Genomic DNA, 17,448 nt, shown 5'->3' with positions numbered 1-17,448 from the left:
ATGGCCGGACAGTTCCTCCGGTCATTGTAGCTTCATTGCCAATCACTTAGCGAGGGTCTCGCCCCCGCTAACGATCAGGTTTCCGAAAAGTAGCTCTGCAGGGTACGAACCTCAAGGTCCCCGCCCAGATAAGCGCGGATGCCCTGCGCGGCCGCCACGGCCCCGGAAAGAGTGGTGTAATACGGCACTTTATGCAAGAGGGCCGCGCGCCGCAGCGAACGGCTGTCGGCCAGCGCCTGCGGACCTTCCGTCGTGTTGAAGACCAGCTGGATGTCGCCATTGGTGATGGCGTCGACGATGTGCGGCCGGCCCTCCAGCACCTTGTTCACCTTCTCGGTCGGAATGCCCTGGTCGGCCAGGAAGCGCTGCGTGCCCGACGTCGCCAGCACCTTGAAGCCGACGGACTGCAACAGCCGCACCGCCTCTGCGATGCGGTTCTTGTCGCTGTCGCGCACCGAGACGAACACCGTGCCCTTGCGTGGCACGCGGGTGCCGCCGCCGAGCTGGCTCTTGGCGAACGCGACCTCGAAGGAGCGGTCGATGCCCATGACCTCGCCGGTCGAGCGCATCTCAGGGCCGAGCACCGTGTCGACGCCGGGGAAGCGCGCAAAGGGGAAGACCGACTCCTTGACGCCGACGTGCTTGAGCTGGGCCTTCTTCAGGTTGAAGTCGGCGAGCTTCTCGCCGGCCATGATGCGAGCGGCAATCTTGGCGACCGGCGTGCCGATCACCTTGGCGACGAACGGCACCGTGCGCGAGGCGCGCGGATTGACCTCGAGCACGTAGATCTCGCCGTCCTTGATGGCGTATTGCACGTTCATCAGGCCGACGACGTCGAGGCCGAGCGCGAGCTCGCGGGTCTGTCGCTCCAGCTCTTCGATCATCTTCGCATCGAGCGAGTAGGGCGGCAGCGTGCAGGCGGAGTCGCCGGAGTGGATGCCGGCTTCCTCGATGTGCTCCATGATGCCGACGATGAAGACGTCCTTGCCGTCGCAGAGGCAGTCGACATCGACCTCGGTGGCGTCGGAGAGGTAGCGGTCGAACAGCAGCGGGTTCTTGCCGAGCACGGTGTTGATCTGCCCGGTCTTGTCGTTCGGGTAGCGCGCCTTGACATCGGACGGCACGAGCTCGGGCAGCGTGCCGAGCAGATAGTCGTTGAGCTGGTTCTCCTCGCGGATGATCTGCATCGCGCGGCCGCCGAGCACGTACGACGGACGCACCACCAGCGGCAGCCCGAGATCGGCGGAGACGAGCCGCGCCTGCTCGACCGAATAGGCAATGCCGTTCTTCGGCTGCTTGAGACGAAGCTTGTCGAGCACGCGCTTGAAGCGGTCGCGGTCCTCGGCGAGATCGATGGCGTCGGGCGAGGTGCCGAGGATCGGCACTTCGGCGGCCTCCAGCGCACGCGCGAGCTTCAGCGGGGTCTGGCCGCCGAACTGCACGATCACGCCATGCAGCGTTCCCTTGCTGCGCTCGGTCGCAATGATCTCAAGCACGTCTTCGGCCGTAAGCGGCTCGAAATACAGCCGGTCGGCGGTGTCGTAGTCGGTCGACACCGTCTCCGGATTGCAGTTGACCATGATGGATTCGTAGCCGGCGTCATGCAGCGCGAAGCAGGCGTGACAGCAGCAGTAGTCGAACTCGATGCCCTGGCCGATGCGATTCGGGCCGCCGCCGAGGATGATGACCTTCTTGCGATCCGACGGCTCGCTTTCGTCCGCAACTGCGCCCGCGAACGGCGCCTCGTAGGTCGAATACATATAGGCGGTGGGCGAGGCGAACTCGGCGGCGCAGGTGTCGATGCGCTTGAACACCGGGCGGACGCCGAGCGCGTGGCGCTTTGCCGTCACGTCGGCTTCCGTGCTCTCCGAGAGCACCGCCAGTCGCGCGTCCGAGAAGCCCATGGCCTTCAGCGTGCGCATGCCGAAGGCATTTTGCGGCAGGCCGTTCTTGCGAACCTTGTCCTCCATGTCGACGATGCAGCGCATCTCGGCGAGGAACCAGGGGTCGATCTTGCAGGAGTTGAAGATCTCGTCGTTGGACCAGCCGAGCCGCATCGCCTGCGCGACCTGGAGCAGCCGGTTCGGCGTCGGCGTGCCGAGTGCGGCGCGGATTGCGTTCTTGTCGTCGCCCTGGCCGAGCCCTTCGATCTCGATCTCGTCGAGGCCGGTCAGCCCGGTCTCGAGCCCGCGCAGTGCCTTTTGCAGGCTTTCCTGGAAGGTGCGGCCGATCGCCATGACCTCGCCGACCGACTTCATCGAGGTCGTCAGCGTGTGGGAGGCGCCGGGGAATTTCTCGAAGGCGAAACGTGGGATCTTGGTCACGACGTAGTCGATGGTCGGCTCGAACGAGGCCGGCGTCGCGCCGCCGGTGATGTCGTTGGCGATCTCGTCCAACGTATAGCCGATCGCGAGCTTGGCTGCGACCTTGGCGATCGGGAAGCCCGTCGCCTTCGACGCCAACGCCGAAGAACGAGAAACACGCGGGTTCATCTCGATCACGACCATGCGGCCGTCGGCCGGGTTGATGCCGAACTGAACGTTCGAGCCGCCGGTCTCGACCCCGATCTCGCGCAGCACCGCCAGCGAGGCGTCGCGCATGATCTGGTATTCCTTGTCGGTCAGCGTCAGCGCCGGCGCCACCGTGATGGAGTCGCCGGTGTGCACGCCCATCGGATCGAAATTCTCGATCGAGCAGACGATGATGCAATTGTCCTTCTTGTCGCGCACCACCTCCATCTCGAACTCTTTCCAGCCGAGAACGGATTCCTCGATCAGGACCTCGTTGGTGGGGGACGCATCGAGGCCGCGCTCGATGATGTCGAGGAACTCTTCCTTGTTGTAGGCGATGCCGCCGCCGGTGCCGCCCAGCGTAAAGGAGGGCCGGATGATCGCGGGCAGTCCGATCTCGGACAGCGCCATCATCGCCTGGCCCAGCGCGTATTCCTGGTAGCGCTTGCGACGCTCGTTCTCGCCGAGCGTCCACTGCTGGTCGAGTTGTTCCAGCGCTGCGCCGGACAGCTTCTCGCGCTCGGCGAGATACTTGTCGCGGAAGGACTTCTTCAGCTCGGAGGCGTTGGCAAGCCGCGACTTCGGTGTCTGGAGCCCGATCTTCTCCATGGCATTGCGGAATAGCTGGCGATCCTCGGCCTTGTCGATGGCGTCAGCAGTCGCGCCGATCATCTCGATGTCGAACTTGTCGAGCGTGCCCTGCCGGCGCAGCGAGAGCGCGCAGTTCAGCGCGGTCTGGCCGCCCATGGTCGGCAGCAGCGCGAAGCCGCCGGGAATGACGTGACGTTCCTTCTCGATGATTTTTGCAACGATCTCAGGCGTGATCGGCTCGATATAGGTCGCATCGGCCAATTCCGGGTCGGTCATGATGGTGGCCGGATTGGAATTGACGAGGACGATGCGGTAGCCCTCTTCCTTCAGCGTCTTGCAGGCTTGGGTACCGGAATAGTCGAACTCGCAGGCCTGGCCAATCACGATGGGACCGGCGCCGATGATCAGGATGGTCGAGATGTCGGTTCGTTTGGGCATCACCGCTCGCGGGCTGGAATTTAGGCACAAAAAAAGGGCGCGCTGGTCGCGCGTCCCCTGAGCCGAGAGCGCGGGTTTCCCTCGCGCGCGGGTGGGTCTTAGACCAGTTTTCGGGGCGGCGAAACCCCGAAAAATGCCCATCAACCGGCAATTTTCACGGGTTTTGGCCGGGCCTGCCAACCCCGGGCGAGATGCACCAGAAGCGATGCCGCAACGCTCGATCCGCCGACCCAGCCGAGATCGGTCGGCGAGAGTGCCGCGAGCACCGCCCCGCCCAAGGCACCACCAATGGCGAAGCCGAGATACATGGCGGACGCGTTGAGCGAGAGCGCGATCATGGAGGCCTGCGGCTCGATCCGGATGATGCTGGCAACCTGCGCCGGGTAGAACGCCCAGCCCGAAATGCCCCAGAGGAAGATCGCGCCGAGCACCGCATAATGCGCCTGGTCCGGCATCAGCTTCAGCACCACCGAATGCAGGATCAGCGCCGTCGCCATGCCCGCGAGCCCGAGCGCTGCAGTGGTCAGCGTGCCGAGCCGGTCTGCTAGGATGCCGCCGAGCATGTTCCCGATCGCGGCCGCCCCGCCGAAAATCAGCAGCGCAAGGCTGATTTGCGACGCATCGAAGCCGAGGCCGCGCAACGGGACTGCGAAATAGGTGAACACGGTGAAGCCGCCGAGCGCCCATAAAATCGTGATCAGAAGGGCGATCAAGACATTGCTGTGACGCGCCACCGCCAGCCGATCGGCCAGCGAAGCCGTGTTTCGCGGCAGGGCCCGCGGCAGGCCGAACAGCAGGCCTGCAAGCGCGATGGCGCCGAGCAGGGCGACCATCGCAAAGGTCGCGCGCCAGCCGAACAGGCTGCCGATGAAATTGCCGAGGGGGACACCGACGACGGTCGCGACCGTGAGGCCCGAGGTGACGAGCGCGACCGCGCGTCCGCGGCGCTCAGGAGAGGCAACTGCGACAGAAACGCCGAGCGCGGTGGGCATGCAAAGGCCGGCGCCGAGCGCCATCAGCATCCGCGAGGCCAGCAGCGACGGGAAGCCGGTGGCGACCACCGCCAGCAGATTGCCGGCAATGAAGGTCGAGAGCGCCAGCGTCAGCACGGTGCGGCGGTCGATATTGTTCAAAGTCACCGCCAGGATCGGCGATCCCACGGCATAGGTAAGGGCGTACACGGTGACCAACTGCCCGGCCGCCGATACCGAGATCGACAGGTCCGTCGCGATGGTCGGCAAAAGTCCCGCAATAACAAAAGCTTCCGTCCCGATCGCAAACGCGGCAAGCGCCAGCCAGAAGATGCTCATGTCCCGATCTTCCTATTCTCAGTCCTAAGTTCAATGTTTATTGAACTATTCGCTGCCCCAATTCCGTTGTCAATTGGTTCAAGAACTATTGAGCAAATCGGCCGCATGGTTATAATCTTGCCATGAGCCGCACGCCCTTGCATCCCACGCGCGAGCAGATCGAACTGCCGATGGTTCTCGATTGCTTGAGCGATCCGATCCGGCTGGCGATCGTCTACCAGCTCGCACAGCAGGAACGTGTCAGCAGCGAACTGCGCTGCGGCGACTTCAGCGGCCTCGGGGCCAAGTCGAATCTCGCCTATCACTTCGCCAAGCTGCGTGAATGCGGGCTGATGCAGACCCGTGTGGTGGGGACCAGCCGATTCATGCGGCTGCGCCGCGAGGATCTGGCAGCGCGTTTCCCGGGCCTGCTCGATGCCGTGATCAACTCGGCCGCCAAGGATGCCGATCGGCTGCAGCTGCTCTCTGCGTGCGAAGTGGTCGACGCGGACCAAAATTGAGCCGATCGCGCGAGAGCGCCCAATTTGCCCGACGAGTCAAAGCCTTCGCAAAATCCAGCGAGGCATCGCTCGGCAGTCGCCGGCTACTGTGCATGGGGTTGTTTTCGAGATTTTGAGTTTGGCACGGTCCGTCGAAGCGTGCCCGCCTTCGCCCTTCGGGCTTCGTCGAGGCAACCTTCGCTACGATGGGGCTTGCCGAGCCGAAGCTGGCCGAGCCAGCGAAGGCTGGAGACCCGGCCTGGATTTGAACCAGGATAAAGAGCGATGCACCGCCCTCGCGTTGACGCTTCCGCCACCGGGCCGACCTGATCATTACCGATCGTAGTCGGGCAGGCCACCTCCACTCCTTGTTAACCCTAACTGCGTGCAAAGGGTGGGCGCGCGATGAAGGTCATGCGCCAACGGTTGTGACCGATATTGGCGTGCGCGCGCTGCACGGAAAACCCCGCCGCCGTAAGCTTGGCGGTGATCTCGTCCTCGCTGTAGCGCTGGAGTCCAATGCGCGAGCGCAGGTGGCGGTAGTCGGACAGCGCGGTCGAGACCAGTCCGACCAGGGCATCCTTCAGAAAGCCGTGGCGCGCGCCAAAGCTCAGCAGGGCTAGCACGTCTCTGAACATGCCGACCTCGGGCTGCAGGATATCGCCGAGCACCAGCTTGCCTGAAGGTTTCAGGAGCCGGCGGATCACAGAGAGCGCGGAGTCCAGCTCCGCCGGCGTCATGTATTGGACGACCGAGTTCATCACCACGAGGTCGATTGACTGCTCGGCCATCTTGCGCACGTCTTCAAGCGAGCGGACACGGATCTTGGTGTTCGGCGCAAAGCGCGCGATCAGCCGGCCACGCACGCCCGGCGCGGGCTCCGCCAGGATCAGCTTGCCGCAGGCATTCGCGACCTCGCTCGCCGACAGAGCCTCGCCGCAGGCATAGTCCAGCACCGTCGCGTCGGGCGAGGAGATATAGCCGATGATGTCCCGCGCGATGATCTGGAAGTGCAAATCGCGATGCAGCTTGCTGACATAGATCGTGTGCGTGGAGTCGTAGTAGTCGATCCAATCGTCCATGGTCTTCGAAGGTCCCGGCAAAGCGGTTCCCGGGGCAGGAACCGGCGCTGCTCGCCTGCGTTAGGGGTGCGACGACACGTCGTCAATGTCCGCGTCCTAACAGGAAGGTCTCCCGTGAGCAAAAAGCCAGATAACCACAAGATCTCATCCGATCTCGACACCCCGACCGATTTGGCATCCGCCTCGGTCGACAAGGTTTCGGAAGCGCTCAACGTGCTGCTTGCCGATGCCTTCGCGCTGTACCTGAAGACCAAGAATTTCCACTGGCACATCAGCGGCCGCCACTTCCGCGATTATCACCTGATGCTGGACGAGCAGTCGGATGCGATCTTCGCCACCACCGACCAACTCGCCGAGCGCGTCCGCAAGATCGGCGGCGCCACGCTGAAGTCGATCGGCCAGGTCGCCAAGCTCAAGACCATCAAGGACAACGACGAGGATTACGTCCCGCCCCGCGAGATGCTGCGCGAGCTGATGCAGGACAACAAGCACGTCGCAGCCGCCATGCGCAAAGCCCACGAGGTGTGCGACGAAGCCGGCGACGTCGCAAGCGCGAGCTTGCTCGAAGTCTTCATCGATGAGACCGAGCGCCGCACCTGGTTCCTGTTCGAGGCGAGCCGTCAGGAGGGCAGCAACGCGGCGTAAACCCCCGCTACGGCCCTAACGGACCGAAGCGGTAGTTGACGCCGAACATCGCGGTGTCGATCCGGCGGGTCAGCTGGATCGGCGTCGTGAAGCCAGTCGCCGCTCCGGTACCTTGCAGAGTGGGCGTCGTCGATCCGAAATCCAGATAGTTATACTCGGCGAACAGTGACCAGTTCGGCGCGAGCAGGTATTCGATCCCGCCTCCCGCCGTCCAGCTGGCGTGCGATCCGGCCCCCGCATATGGACTGGTGATGCCCATCCCGTTAACGGCATAGTCGACGGTCGATTGCGTCCAGGCGGCGCCGCCCTTGGCATAGATCAGGAGTTGCGGCTGAATGGCGTAGCCGATGCGTGCGGTCGCCGTTGCGAACCACGACATTCGCGAGCTGAGATCGTAGACATTGGGAAATAGCGGATGAGCCGGTCCGGGGACGAACTGATGGCTGCCTTTCAGGTCGGCGGCGTCGTACAGGCCCTGAACGCCGAACACCCAGCCGCCCGCCTGATAATCGCAACCGACCTGGCCGCCGCCGAGCGCGCCGCTGGTGCGCTCGCTACCGAGGTCGAGCGGCGATGCAAGGTGCGGCCTTACGTCGGTGAAGCTCGTACGGCCGGAGCCGCCGCCGACATTGGCGCCGACATAACAACCGGTCCAGCGGTAGGCGACACCGGCAGGCGCCTTGGTCACCAGCGCCCCCGGCGGCAGATCGGCAGAAAATGCCTCGGCCTCAACGCCAATGACGCCGGCCAGAACCAGCGCTGCGACCATACGATTTGCAATCATGCCCACCCCTTTTCATCCGCAAATGGATGCATGTCCGACATTAGGGGCGCGAGTGCCGCTCAGCTTGGACTGTGCGGCCCTGACAATACGGACCAGACGGCAACCAACGGATTGTTCGAACCAAATTCGGTTGGCTGTCGACCCAACGGAACAACCATCGATCGCAGGAGAGGGATTTGACGAATCCGGTGCCGTTCCGGCCCGTCCACATTTCGACGCTGGAGTTTCCTCAGGACAAGCGCCTCGCGATGTGGCGCGAGATCTACGGGCGCAATATCGGCAATTTCGACATCGAGCCGATTGGCAATAGGCCGTTCCACGCCGACGTAACGTTTCATTCGTTGCCGGGCGTCGGAATCGCCGTTGGCTCGCGCTCTGCGGCGCATTACCAGGTCACACGGGCGCTGGCGGGCAGGGGCAGGGATAGCATCGTTCTCTCGATGCTGCGCGGCGGATCGGCCACCGTCACGCAGTTCGGCAAGGAGACGGCCATTGGGGTCGGCAGCGCCTGTCTGCTGACCTCAACTGATGCCTCGACAAGCACCCTGCACTACCGCGGCAGCTTCATCACATTGGCGCTGTCGCGGCCGCTGATCGCAGCGATCGTCCCGCATTTCTCGTCGACGTTGGGCCGATCCATTCCGGCCGGCAATGCCGCACTTCGGCTGCTGGGCCGATATGTCGAACTGCTGCAGGCCAGCGGCGATCTCGTGTCGCCGCAACTTGCCGACAGTGTGTCCGCCCACATCACGGACCTCGCAGCGCTCGCGATCGGCGCGGGGGGGATCGCGCGGACGCCGCAAGGCGACGCAGCGAGGAGGACGTCCGCTTGAGCGCGATCCGGGCGGACATCACGTTGGCGCTCGGCCGCCACGACCTGTCGGCCAGCATGATCGCCGCAAACCAGGGAATTTCGCCGCGTCATTTGCGCAGGTTGTTCGAGCAGGCCGGCAGTTCGTTCTCGGCCTTCGTCCTTGCCCAACGATTGGCAAAGGCCCTTCGCATGTTGACCGACCGGCGACATAAGCGACTGAGTATCACGCAGATCGCCTATGAGGCGGGTTTCAGCGACCTGTCTTATTTCAATCGGACGTTTCGCCGCCTCCACGGCGCGACGCCGTCCGATGTCCGCAAGGCCGCGATGTCGGTCTCGGATATCGAGAGGTAGCGACGCGTGGCTGATTGGTTCGTGGCATGACAGCCCGTGACGATTGCTCCGCTGTCTTTCACTCGTAGGATGGCGTTGCAAGCGTCGGCTGTCGCTCGGCGAGCATGCGTGCGGCGGCCATGCCGACCAGCATCCCGATCATGAACAGCATGGACGCGCGCGTGCCGTAGCCGAGTGCGACGAAGGCTGGGCCCGGACAGAAGCCGGCAAAGCCCCAGCCGATGCCGAAGATCGCCGGACCGGCGATGATGCGCTGGTCGAGATCGGCTTTCGTCGGCAGCTGAAAGCTGTCGGCGAGCAGCGGCCGCGGCCGCTTCAGTACCAGGCGGAAGCCGATGAAGGCGGTCGCGACCGCGCCAAGCATCACGAACATCAGGCTCGGATCCCACGTGCCATCAGCGATGGCTGCGAGATCGAGAAAGTTGAGGACCTTGGCTGGATTGGCCATGCCGGAAATCAGGAGCCCGCCGCCGAACACGAGACCGATGATGAACTGGATCAGGATCGACATGTGCGCGCCTCAGAACAGGTGCCGGACAACGAAGGTGGTCGCAACGCCCGTGGCCATGAAGGTGAGCGTCGCGACGATGGAGCGCACCGACAGCCGCGAGATGCCGCAAACGCCGTGGCCCGAGGTGCAGCCATTGCCCCAGACCGAGCCGAAGCCGACCAGGAAGCCTGCACTGGCGAGCATGATGCCGCCCGCCGCGATCGCCTGCGCCGGCAGCGCGCCGGTCCCGAGCTGCCAAAGCATGGGCGCGGCGACGAGACCGGCTAGGAACGCGAGGCGGCCCGCCCAGTCGCGATCGATCACCGGCGGCAACAGCCGCGCCGCGATGCCGCTGACGCCGGCGATCCGGCCGCTGACCGCCATCAGCATCACCGCGGAGAGACCGATCAGTACGCCGCCGATCAGCGCGGCGATCGGAGTGAAGGTCGTGGCCATGGGTGGTTCCTCGTCACAGCGCGAACAATCTAGGCGTAATTCTACGCCCGATCGCTCACCGCTGCCACAACCGCACCAGCGGCCCGTTCGCGCCCATCACCGGATCGGTCTTCGGCACCGTGACCACCGGAATCGTCTTCAGCGCCTTGGCATGCGCCTCCAGCGTCGGCCGCACCAGATCCATCGGCGGCCCCGGCGGATAGGCGCCGACCACGCAGAAATCGTTGCTCGCGGTGAGCCGCTGATGGCCCGTGCCGGCCGGCAGGATCGCAACGTCCCCGGCGGAAATCTCCAGCGCGCGACCGTGATCGCCGCCGAAGCGCACGCGGGCGTGGCCGCGCGCGACGCCGAGCACCTCATGCACGGTCGAATGATAGTGGAGATAATCGTAGACGCCGTTACGCCACGTGCCGCCCCAGCCGTTCTCCGCGAACAGGCCTTCGATGGTTTCCTCGGGGCGCTTCGGATCGAGCTTGACCGCGTCCTGATAGACCAGGAACGGCAGGATGTTGTTCGGTACGAGGCCGTCGTCTTCGAAGACGATCGCTAGCGGCTCGGCATTGTCGTGGACGGCGGACATGACGGGCTCCTGCATTGGGATAGCAGGGTTCAACGACCCGCGTGAATTGACGTTCCCTCGTCATTCCGGGCTCGCGCTTCGTGCGCCGAGGAATGGCGGAACAAAGATGCCCGGGACCAGCCCGGGCATGATGTCGTGGCAGCGATTGCGCGAAGGGCTTACGCCCGTTTTCTCTCGCGCATCAGATCGGCAAAGCGCTGGAACAGATAGTGCGAGTCGCGTGGGCCGGGTGAGGCCTCGGGGTGGTACTGCACCGAGAACACCGGCTTGCCGTCGAGCTGGATGCCGCAATTGGAGCCATCGAACAGCGACACGTGCGTCTGCGTCGCGCCCTTCGGCAGCGTCTTCTCGTCCACGGCAAAGCCGTGGTTCATCGAGGTGATCTCGACCTTACCCGTGGTCTCGTCTTTAACGGGATGGTTGGCGCCGTGATGGCCCTGATGCATCTTCTTGGTCTTGGCGCCGACGGCGAGGCCGAGCATCTGGTGCCCGAGGCAGATGCCGAACGTCGGCGTGCCCGATTTGATCACTTCCCGGATCACCGGCACGGCGTATTTGCCGGTCGCGGCCGGATCGCCCGGGCCGTTCGACAGGAATACGCCATCCGGCTTCATCGCCAGGATGTCTTCGGCCGATGTGGTCGCCGGCACAACAGTCACCTTGCAGCCGACTCCGGCGAGCAGGCGCAGGATGTTGCGCTTGATGCCGTAGTCGATGGCGACGACGTTGTACGCAGGATTGTCCAGGCGGCCGAAACCTTGATTCCATTCCCAGGGCGTCTCGTCCCAGGTGAAGCGCTGACCCGAGGTGACCAAGGGCACGAGGTCCATGCCCTCGAGGCCGGGCCATTCGCGCGCTTCTTCCTTCAGGCCGTGCAGGTCGAACTCGCCGTTCTTCGCGTGCGCGATCACGGCGTTCGGCATGCCCTTGCTGCGGATCAGCGCGGTCAGCGCGCGGGTGTCGATGCCGGACAGGCCGATGATGCCGCGCGCCTTCAGCCACTGGTCGAGATGGCGGGTGGCGCGGTAGTTCGAGGGATCGGTGATGGCGGTGCGCAGGATCACGCCGCGCGCGCCAGGCGTCGCGGCCATGTTCACCGTCTCGATGTCTTCCTCGTTGGTCCCGACATTGCCGATATGCGGGAAGGTGAAGGTGATGAGCTGCCCGGCATAGGACGGATCGGTCAAGATCTCCTCATAGCCGGTCATCGCGGTGTTGAAGCAGACCTCGCCGACGGCGTGTCCTTCGGCGCCGAGGCCAAAGCCTTCGAGCACCGTGCCATCGGCAAGCACGAGGAGCGCGGTCGGTTTATGGTCCGGCCAGGCGGGATCGTTTTCGGATTGTGTCATGAGCCCGCTACATAGTCCGGCGCGGCGCTGCCGTCAAAGCGGAGAAGCGCTGATTCACATGCGTTTTTGCATATTTGGCAGGCCCGCTCGGGCGGGAGCGGCGTCCGAACCGCAATTTTGCGCCAAATTGGCGCCGACTGGGGAAATAATGGACCGAAACCTCTCATCTTCCGGTCTGGCCTCCCCGGGGCGAACGGCCTAAATCAGGCGCGACACAATTGAAGGAACCAGGACCATGATGCGCGACGACATCAACGCTGCGGTGAAAGAGGCCATGAAGGCCAAGGACGAGCGCAAGCTCGGCACGCTGCGCATGGTCAATTCGACCATCAAGAACGCCGACATCGAGGCGCGCGGCAACGGCAAGCCGCCGCTTAGCGATGCCGAGTTGCTCGGCGTGCTCCAGAAGATGATCAAGCAGCGTCAGGAGGCGGTCGAACTTTATGAAAAAGGCGGCCGCGCAGAACTCGCCGCGCAGGAGCGCGAGGAGATCGCCGTCATCTCGGCCTATCTGCCCAAGCAGATGTCGGATGATGACGTGAAGAGGGCGATTTCCGATGCAATCGCCGAGACCGGCGCCGTCGGCATGAAGGACATGGGCAAGGTGATCGCCGCGTTGAAGGCGAAGTACACCGGGCAGATGGATTTCGCGAAGGCGAGTGGACTCGTGAAGGCGGCGCTGACTGGATAGGACCGTTATCCCGGGGCGACGCCAAGCGTCGAGCCCGGAATCCATCGTGCCACCGAATCCGTTGATCAATGGATTCCGGGTTCGCGCCAAGAGGCGCGCCCGGAATGATGAAAAAACTGGGGGAGGCAACCGATGATCAGCGCGATCAAGCCGTTTCGCATCGCTATCAGCGACGATATCCTCGCCGACCTCAGATCGCGCCTTGCGCGCACGCGGTGGCCAGAGGCGGAACTGGTCGACGATTGGAGCCAGGGTGCGCCGCTGACGTGGATCAAGGAGATCTGCGGGTACTGGGCCAACGATTATGACTGGCGTGCGCGGGAGGCAAAGCTCAATCGCTTCGATCAGTTCACCACCGAGATCGACGGGCTCGACATCCACTTTATCCATGCGCGCTCGAAAGAGCCGGCCGCGCTGCCGCTGATCATCACGCATGGCTGGCCTGGCTCGATCGTCGAATTCCAGAAGGTGATAGCGCCGTTGGTTGATCCCGCCGCACACGGCGGCAATCCGGCTGATGCTTTCCACGTGGTGTGCCCGTCGCTGCCGGGCTTCGGCCTCTCGGCGAAACCCAAGGCGACCGGCTGGGGCGTTGACCGCATCGCGGCGACCTGGGTGAAACTGATGGACCGCCTCGGGTACACACGTTACGGCGCGCAGGGCGGCGATTGGGGCTCGGCAGTGACGACTTCTCTCGGCGCGCAGGACGGTGAGCATTGCGCCGGCATCCACATCACGCTCGCCTTCAATTCGGCGCCGAAGGTCGAGGGCGAGCCGACGGCCGAGGAGAAGCGGGCGCTCGCCGGGCTGAAGCACTATGTCGATCTCGACGCCGGCTACGCGAAGCAGCAATCGACGCGGCCGCAGACGCTCGGCTATGGCCTCACGGATTCGCCAAGCGGGCAGGCGGCCTGGATCCTCGAAAAGTTCTGGGCCTGGACCGATTGCAACGGCCATCCCGAAAACATCTTCAGTAAGGACGAGCTGCTCGACAACGTCATGCTCTATTGGGCGACGGAAACGGCGACCTCCTCGGCGCGGCTCTATTGGGAGAGCTTTGGCAGGCGCCGCACGACGCCGGTCGTCAAGGTGCCGACGGGCGTTGCGGTGTTCCCCAAGGAGATCATCGCGCCCGTGCGCCGCTGGATGGAGCCCAATTTCCACAACATCACGCACTGGAGCGAGATGGAGAAGGGCGGCCATTTCGCCGCCTTCGAGCAACCGGACCTGTTCGTGCGCGACGTGCGAAAATTCTTCGCGACGGTGCGGATGCGGGGATGAACTCGTTCAATCGACGCAGTCAGATGATGCCAAAGATGTCTCATGCCGCGGGTCTTCACCGCGCTTCACTCGAGAAGCTGCACGATCTGGATGCGGCGCTTGAGCTCATGTATTACGGCTGGCGCGGAATGACGCTCCTGGCCGACGAGTATCTTGCGAAGCAGGGCCTGTCGCGCCCGCACCATCGTATCCTCTACGTGGTGGCCCGCCAGCCCGATATCGCAATCGGCTCGCTGATCGAGACGCTCGGCATTTCCAAGCAGGCCTTGAACCGGCCGCTCAAGCTGTTGATGGAGCGTAAGCTCCTGACCGCGAAGCGCTCGCCCGAGCAGCATCGCTCCAAACTGTTGCGCCTGACGCTGGCGGGGCAACGCATCGAGCAAAGGGCATCGGACCATGAGCGCAAGGTACTGCGCCAGGCGTTCGAGCGCGTCGGGGCGCCTGGTGCTGCCGCATGGATGGCTGTCATGGAGGCGATCGCCGACAGCAACTGATATCAAGTCAACTTAGTTGACATGAAAAGCGGCCTTTGCCAATCTCCTGGTCGCGAACCGGGGGAGGGCGGCGCCAAGAGCGGACAGACAATGGATCGCGCGGCCGCCGAAGAGTCTGTCGAGGCATGGGCGCGAATTGGTACGGAAAGTAACCATGCGATTTTCGGATTTCGTTCTGCTCTTCAACGCGCTCTGGTTCGGCGGTGCCTTCATCCAGTTCAGCATAGCGCAGCGCAATACACTGAAGATTCTCGTGCCGCGCGAGGAGCGGGGCAATCCGATCGCGCCGACCTTGTCGGCCAGCGTGGCGTTTTTGGGCGGGATCAATCTGCCGATCGGAATTCTTTCGCTCTATCTTGTCGTTCGGCCGCCGTTCTTCCAGCCGATCGAAGCGCAACTGGTCTTGTTCCTGTTCTTCGCCGCCTGCCACTTTAGCCAGTTCGCTTATAATCTTCCGGTCCTGATGCGCGGCGGTCGCGTCGGGGTAGCTTACTGGCCCGTGTTGAAGGGGCCGATGCTCAGGATCTTCGTCATCGACGCGGCGTTGTTCGTGGCCAATCTCGCTGTGGCGCTCCTGCTCGCGGCGCACCCCTGACCAAGGGCGAAGATCAAGCGGCACAGTGCCCGAAAGACAATTGCGGTATCTGCTGACCGCTCAACTCTCCCGTGCACGCTCTTCGAGAGCGGACTATCATTGGCGCCAAGAATACCGCGCGCGGCAAAGATCGCGCGAGGGGGATTCGCGGAGGAAGCCGATGTCCATCTCGGGCAAAGTCGATCCGGTGGTGCGCCCTGTGGCCGCGACCGACATCGCGGAGGCGCTGGCCGAAGGCCTGCGAGATTTTCAGGCGCTGCCGCTGTACGGGCTTTGCTTCGGCGTGCTCTATGCCGCCGGCGGCGTCGCCATCCTGCTCTGCCTCACCGCGTTCGGGCTGATCTATCTCGTCTATCCGCTTGCAGCAGGTTTTGCGCTGATCGGACCGTTCGTCGCCATCGGTCTTTACGAAGTCAGCCGGCGCCGCGAGCGAGGTGAGCCCGTTTCTTTCGGTGCGATCTGGTCGACGATACGCTCGCGCAGCGAGATCGGGTGGATGGCCTTCGTCACGCTGTTCATGTTTGTGGTCTGGATGTACCAGGTGCGGCTGTTGATCGCGCTGCTGCTCGGGCTGCACGCTTCCTTCTCGAGCTTGCAGGAATTCATGACGGTAGTGCTCACCACCAATGAGGGCCTGTTGTTCCTCGCCATTGGCAATGCGGTCGGTGCTGCGCTGTCGTTGATCCTGTTCTCGCTAACGGTGGTGTCGTTTCCGCTGCTGCTCGATCGCGATGTCGATTTCGTCACCGCGATGGTGACGAGCGTGCGTGCGGTCGTCACCAGCCCCTTGCCGATGATCGGCTGGGCCGCCGTGATCGTGATGCTCCTGATCGTGTCGGCGCTGCCGTACTTTCTTGGACTGGTCGTGACGCTGCCGGTGCTCGGACATGCGACCTGGCATCTCTACCGCCGCATCGTCGCGCCGGTGCCGTAGTCATGCTGTCGTCCTGGCGAACGCCAGGACCCATTACCCCAGGAAGGAGTCGTGGCGCGTCGTAACAACGAGTCTTCGCCAAATATCTCCCTGGGGTAATGGGTCCTGGATCAGCGCTCCGCTTTGCTTCGCTTGTCCAGGACGACGGCGGAGCTTGCGGCCACTACGGCGTCTTGATGCCCATCGCCTTCAGCGCGTCCAGCATTCGTTGCGGCGGGCCCATCTTGACCACCAGCGGCTTGCCGGTCTCGAGCAGGCTCTTGAGGCTCGACAGGATCGCGGGCCAGCCCTGCCGTCCGCCCGCAAGAATGTCGTCGCTGAGCGGCCGGTCGTGGCCTTCGCTCATGGTGAGCCGGACGGCGTCGCCGGCCTCTTCGATCTCGTAGGTGACGAGCGTCGGCCCGAGCTTCTCGATCAGTTCGGGCCAGTTGACGTTGAAGGTGACCGAGAGCTTTCGCGGCGGCTCGTATGCGAGGACCTCGCCGCTGATATGCAACGCGCCGTCCGGCGTGCGCACGGTGAACGCGCCGCCGAGCCGTGGCTCGACCTCGACCGCATTGCCGAAGAAATACATCCGGCTGAACTCGGCCGAGGTCAGCGCCTCCCACACTTTCTCAGGCGTGGATGCGATGTAAATGGTGTAGACCGTGAGCGGTTTGAACTGATCGATGTTCATTATTCAAATCCCTCGATGCCCACCGGCGGCGTGGTCCCGATATAAGTGACATAGACGAATTCGGGCCGCGGCATTACGCGGCGTCCTTCTTTGAATAACCTGGCGGCACGATCTCGATGGTGCGGCCGCTCTCGAGCAAGCTCTTCAGGTTCGACAGCACCATCGGCCAGCCGCCGGAGATGTCGCGCAGGGTCTTGCCGTCCTCACCGAGCTGGTCATGCGTGACCGTCAGCTTGACGACCTTGCCGCGAGGTTCGAGATCGAAGGTGACGCGCGAGATCCCTTCGCCCGCGGCTTCGGGCTTGCGATTGTGCCAGCTATAGGCGAGCCGCCTTGTTGGATCGAAGGTGATGACCTCGCCCTCCACCGTCGGATTGCCGTTGTTGGTGAAACGGTAGGGCGCGCCTTGCTTCCAGTCCGAGGTGATGCGATGGCCGAACCAGTAGCGTTCGGTGAAATCGCCATCGGTCAACGCCTGCCACAGCGCCTCGGGCGAGGTCTCGATGTAGGTCACGTACACATAACTCGGCTTACTCATCGCGCTTCTCCAGTTGACGTTTCAACTCGCTGAGCGCGGCGAGTTTCCCGCGCTCGAATTTCTTGATCCAGCGTTCGCCGATCTGATGGATCGGCACCGGGTTGAGGTAGTGCAGCTTCTCGCGGCCGTGCCTGAAGGTGGTGACCAGGTTGGCTTCTTCGAGAATGGCAAGGTGCTTGGTGACGGCCTGGCGCGTCATCTCCAGGCCCTCGCAGAGCTCGTTCAGCGTCTGGCCGTTTTTGGCGTGAAGCCTGTCCAAGAGCGACCGTCTCGAGGCGTCGGCCAGCGCTTTGAAGACCTCATCCATGGCGGGATAATAGGCAACCAAATAGTTGCATGTCAAGCGTCGTCATTCCG

The 17,448-nt window shown here is 63.6% G+C and carries 20 protein-coding genes; 9 read left to right on the top strand and 11 right to left on the bottom strand.

Annotated elements, in window-relative coordinates; translation table 11 throughout:
* Positions 1 to 74: 74 nt before the first annotated feature.
* Positions 75 to 3,539, bottom strand: a complete 3,465-nt coding sequence (carB, locus tag SO140_RS15670; RefSeq protein ID WP_449377450.1) for a carbamoyl-phosphate synthase large subunit — start codon at positions 3,537 to 3,539, stop codon at positions 75 to 77.
* Between the two features lie 140 nt (positions 3,540 to 3,679).
* Positions 3,680 to 4,849: an MFS transporter gene (locus tag SO140_RS15665; protein ID WP_474798462.1), complete on the bottom strand. Its 1,170-nt coding sequence runs from the start codon at positions 4,847 to 4,849 to the stop codon at positions 3,680 to 3,682.
* Positions 4,850 to 4,971: 122 nt separating this feature from the next.
* Between SO140_RS15665 and SO140_RS15660 the strand changes: the two genes are divergently transcribed.
* Positions 4,972 to 5,349 (top strand): ArsR/SmtB family transcription factor, encoded by a 378-nt coding sequence (locus tag SO140_RS15660; protein WP_474798464.1) that lies wholly within the window; start codon positions 4,972 to 4,974, stop codon positions 5,347 to 5,349.
* 356 nt (positions 5,350 to 5,705) lie between these two features.
* On the opposite strand, the gene SO140_RS15655 is transcribed toward SO140_RS15660, so the two are convergent.
* Positions 5,706 to 6,410, bottom strand: coding sequence for a class I SAM-dependent methyltransferase (locus SO140_RS15655; protein ID WP_474798466.1), 705 nt, complete (start codon positions 6,408 to 6,410; stop codon positions 5,706 to 5,708).
* 114 nt (positions 6,411 to 6,524) lie between these two features.
* Here SO140_RS15655 and SO140_RS15650 point away from each other — a divergent pair, with 114 nt between their 5' ends.
* On the top strand, positions 6,525 to 7,055 hold the full coding sequence (locus SO140_RS15650; RefSeq protein WP_449377446.1) for a Dps family protein: 531 nt from the start codon (positions 6,525 to 6,527) through the stop codon (positions 7,053 to 7,055).
* 7 nt (positions 7,056 to 7,062) lie between these two features.
* Here SO140_RS15650 and SO140_RS15645 read toward each other — a convergent pair whose 3' ends face one another.
* Positions 7,063 to 7,839 carry an outer membrane protein gene (locus SO140_RS15645; RefSeq protein WP_474798468.1) on the bottom strand — a complete coding sequence of 259 codons (777 nt, stop codon included), beginning with the start codon at positions 7,837 to 7,839 and terminating at the stop codon, positions 7,063 to 7,065.
* Positions 7,840 to 8,015: 176 nt separating this feature from the next.
* Between SO140_RS15645 and SO140_RS15640 the strand changes: the two genes are divergently transcribed.
* Positions 8,016 to 8,672, top strand: coding sequence for an AraC-like ligand-binding domain-containing protein (locus SO140_RS15640; RefSeq protein ID WP_474798470.1), 657 nt, complete (start codon positions 8,016 to 8,018; stop codon positions 8,670 to 8,672).
* 23 nt (positions 8,673 to 8,695) lie between these two features.
* The gene (locus SO140_RS15635) at positions 8,696 to 9,007 is read left to right on the top strand and encodes a helix-turn-helix transcriptional regulator (RefSeq protein ID WP_474798472.1); all 312 of its coding nucleotides are present in this window, start codon (positions 8,696 to 8,698) and stop codon (positions 9,005 to 9,007) included.
* A gap of 58 nt (positions 9,008 to 9,065) precedes the next feature.
* On the opposite strand, the gene SO140_RS15630 is transcribed toward SO140_RS15635, so the two are convergent.
* The 4 genes from SO140_RS15630 to carA form a co-directional block, all read right to left on the bottom strand.
* Positions 9,066 to 9,518 (bottom strand): DUF6691 family protein, encoded by a 453-nt coding sequence (locus SO140_RS15630; RefSeq protein ID WP_449377443.1) that lies wholly within the window; start codon positions 9,516 to 9,518, stop codon positions 9,066 to 9,068.
* A 9-nt stretch (positions 9,519 to 9,527) separates the two neighbouring features.
* Positions 9,528 to 9,953, bottom strand: a complete 426-nt coding sequence (locus SO140_RS15625; protein WP_449377442.1) for a YeeE/YedE family protein — start codon at positions 9,951 to 9,953, stop codon at positions 9,528 to 9,530.
* 55 nt (positions 9,954 to 10,008) lie between these two features.
* Positions 10,009 to 10,533: a hypothetical protein gene (locus SO140_RS15620; protein ID WP_474798475.1), complete on the bottom strand. Its 525-nt coding sequence runs from the start codon at positions 10,531 to 10,533 to the stop codon at positions 10,009 to 10,011.
* 158 nt (positions 10,534 to 10,691) lie between these two features.
* Positions 10,692 to 11,882: a glutamine-hydrolyzing carbamoyl-phosphate synthase small subunit gene (gene carA, locus SO140_RS15615; protein ID WP_474798477.1), complete on the bottom strand. Its 1,191-nt coding sequence runs from the start codon at positions 11,880 to 11,882 to the stop codon at positions 10,692 to 10,694.
* 235 nt (positions 11,883 to 12,117) lie between these two features.
* Here carA and SO140_RS15610 point away from each other — a divergent pair, with 235 nt between their 5' ends.
* The 5 genes from SO140_RS15610 (at position 12,118) to SO140_RS15590 (ending at position 15,877) form a co-directional block, all read left to right on the top strand.
* A complete protein-coding gene (locus SO140_RS15610) occupies positions 12,118 to 12,573 on the top strand; it encodes a GatB/YqeY domain-containing protein (RefSeq protein ID WP_449377439.1) in 456 nt (151 codons plus the stop codon).
* Between the two features lie 135 nt (positions 12,574 to 12,708).
* Entirely contained in the window at positions 12,709 to 13,854 is a 1,146-nt protein-coding gene (locus SO140_RS15605; protein WP_498542772.1) for an epoxide hydrolase family protein, read from the top strand.
* A gap of 26 nt (positions 13,855 to 13,880) precedes the next feature.
* Positions 13,881 to 14,348, top strand: a complete 468-nt coding sequence (locus tag SO140_RS15600; RefSeq protein WP_474798479.1) for a MarR family winged helix-turn-helix transcriptional regulator — start codon at positions 13,881 to 13,883, stop codon at positions 14,346 to 14,348.
* A 154-nt stretch (positions 14,349 to 14,502) separates the two neighbouring features.
* A complete protein-coding gene (locus SO140_RS15595) occupies positions 14,503 to 14,943 on the top strand; it encodes a hypothetical protein (RefSeq protein WP_449377438.1) in 441 nt (146 codons plus the stop codon).
* A gap of 160 nt (positions 14,944 to 15,103) precedes the next feature.
* Entirely contained in the window at positions 15,104 to 15,877 is a 774-nt protein-coding gene (locus SO140_RS15590) for a DUF2189 domain-containing protein (protein ID WP_449377437.1), read from the top strand.
* Positions 15,878 to 16,040: 163 nt separating this feature from the next.
* Here the strand turns inward: SO140_RS15590 and SO140_RS15585 are convergent, their stop codons facing one another.
* The 3 genes from SO140_RS15585 to SO140_RS15575 all read right to left on the bottom strand — a co-directional run bounded on the left by SO140_RS15585 (position 16,041) and on the right by SO140_RS15575 (position 17,398).
* A complete protein-coding gene (locus SO140_RS15585; protein WP_449377436.1) occupies positions 16,041 to 16,553 on the bottom strand; it encodes an SRPBCC family protein in 513 nt (170 codons plus the stop codon).
* Positions 16,554 to 16,626: 73 nt separating this feature from the next.
* Positions 16,627 to 17,091 carry an SRPBCC family protein gene (locus tag SO140_RS15580; protein WP_474798482.1) on the bottom strand — a complete coding sequence of 155 codons (465 nt, stop codon included), beginning with the start codon at positions 17,089 to 17,091 and terminating at the stop codon, positions 16,627 to 16,629.
* Positions 17,084 to 17,398: an ArsR/SmtB family transcription factor gene (locus SO140_RS15575; RefSeq protein ID WP_449377578.1), complete on the bottom strand. Its 315-nt coding sequence runs from the start codon at positions 17,396 to 17,398 to the stop codon at positions 17,084 to 17,086. Before SO140_RS15575 ends, SO140_RS15580 begins: the two co-directional genes overlap by 8 nt.
* Between the last annotated feature and the right edge of the window lie 50 nt (positions 17,399 to 17,448).

The sequence above is a fragment of the Bradyrhizobium sp. UFLA05-108 genome (assembly GCF_059803455.1).
Note: the sequence above shows the minus strand (reverse complement) of the source record. Positions and strands in the feature narration are given on the sequence as shown.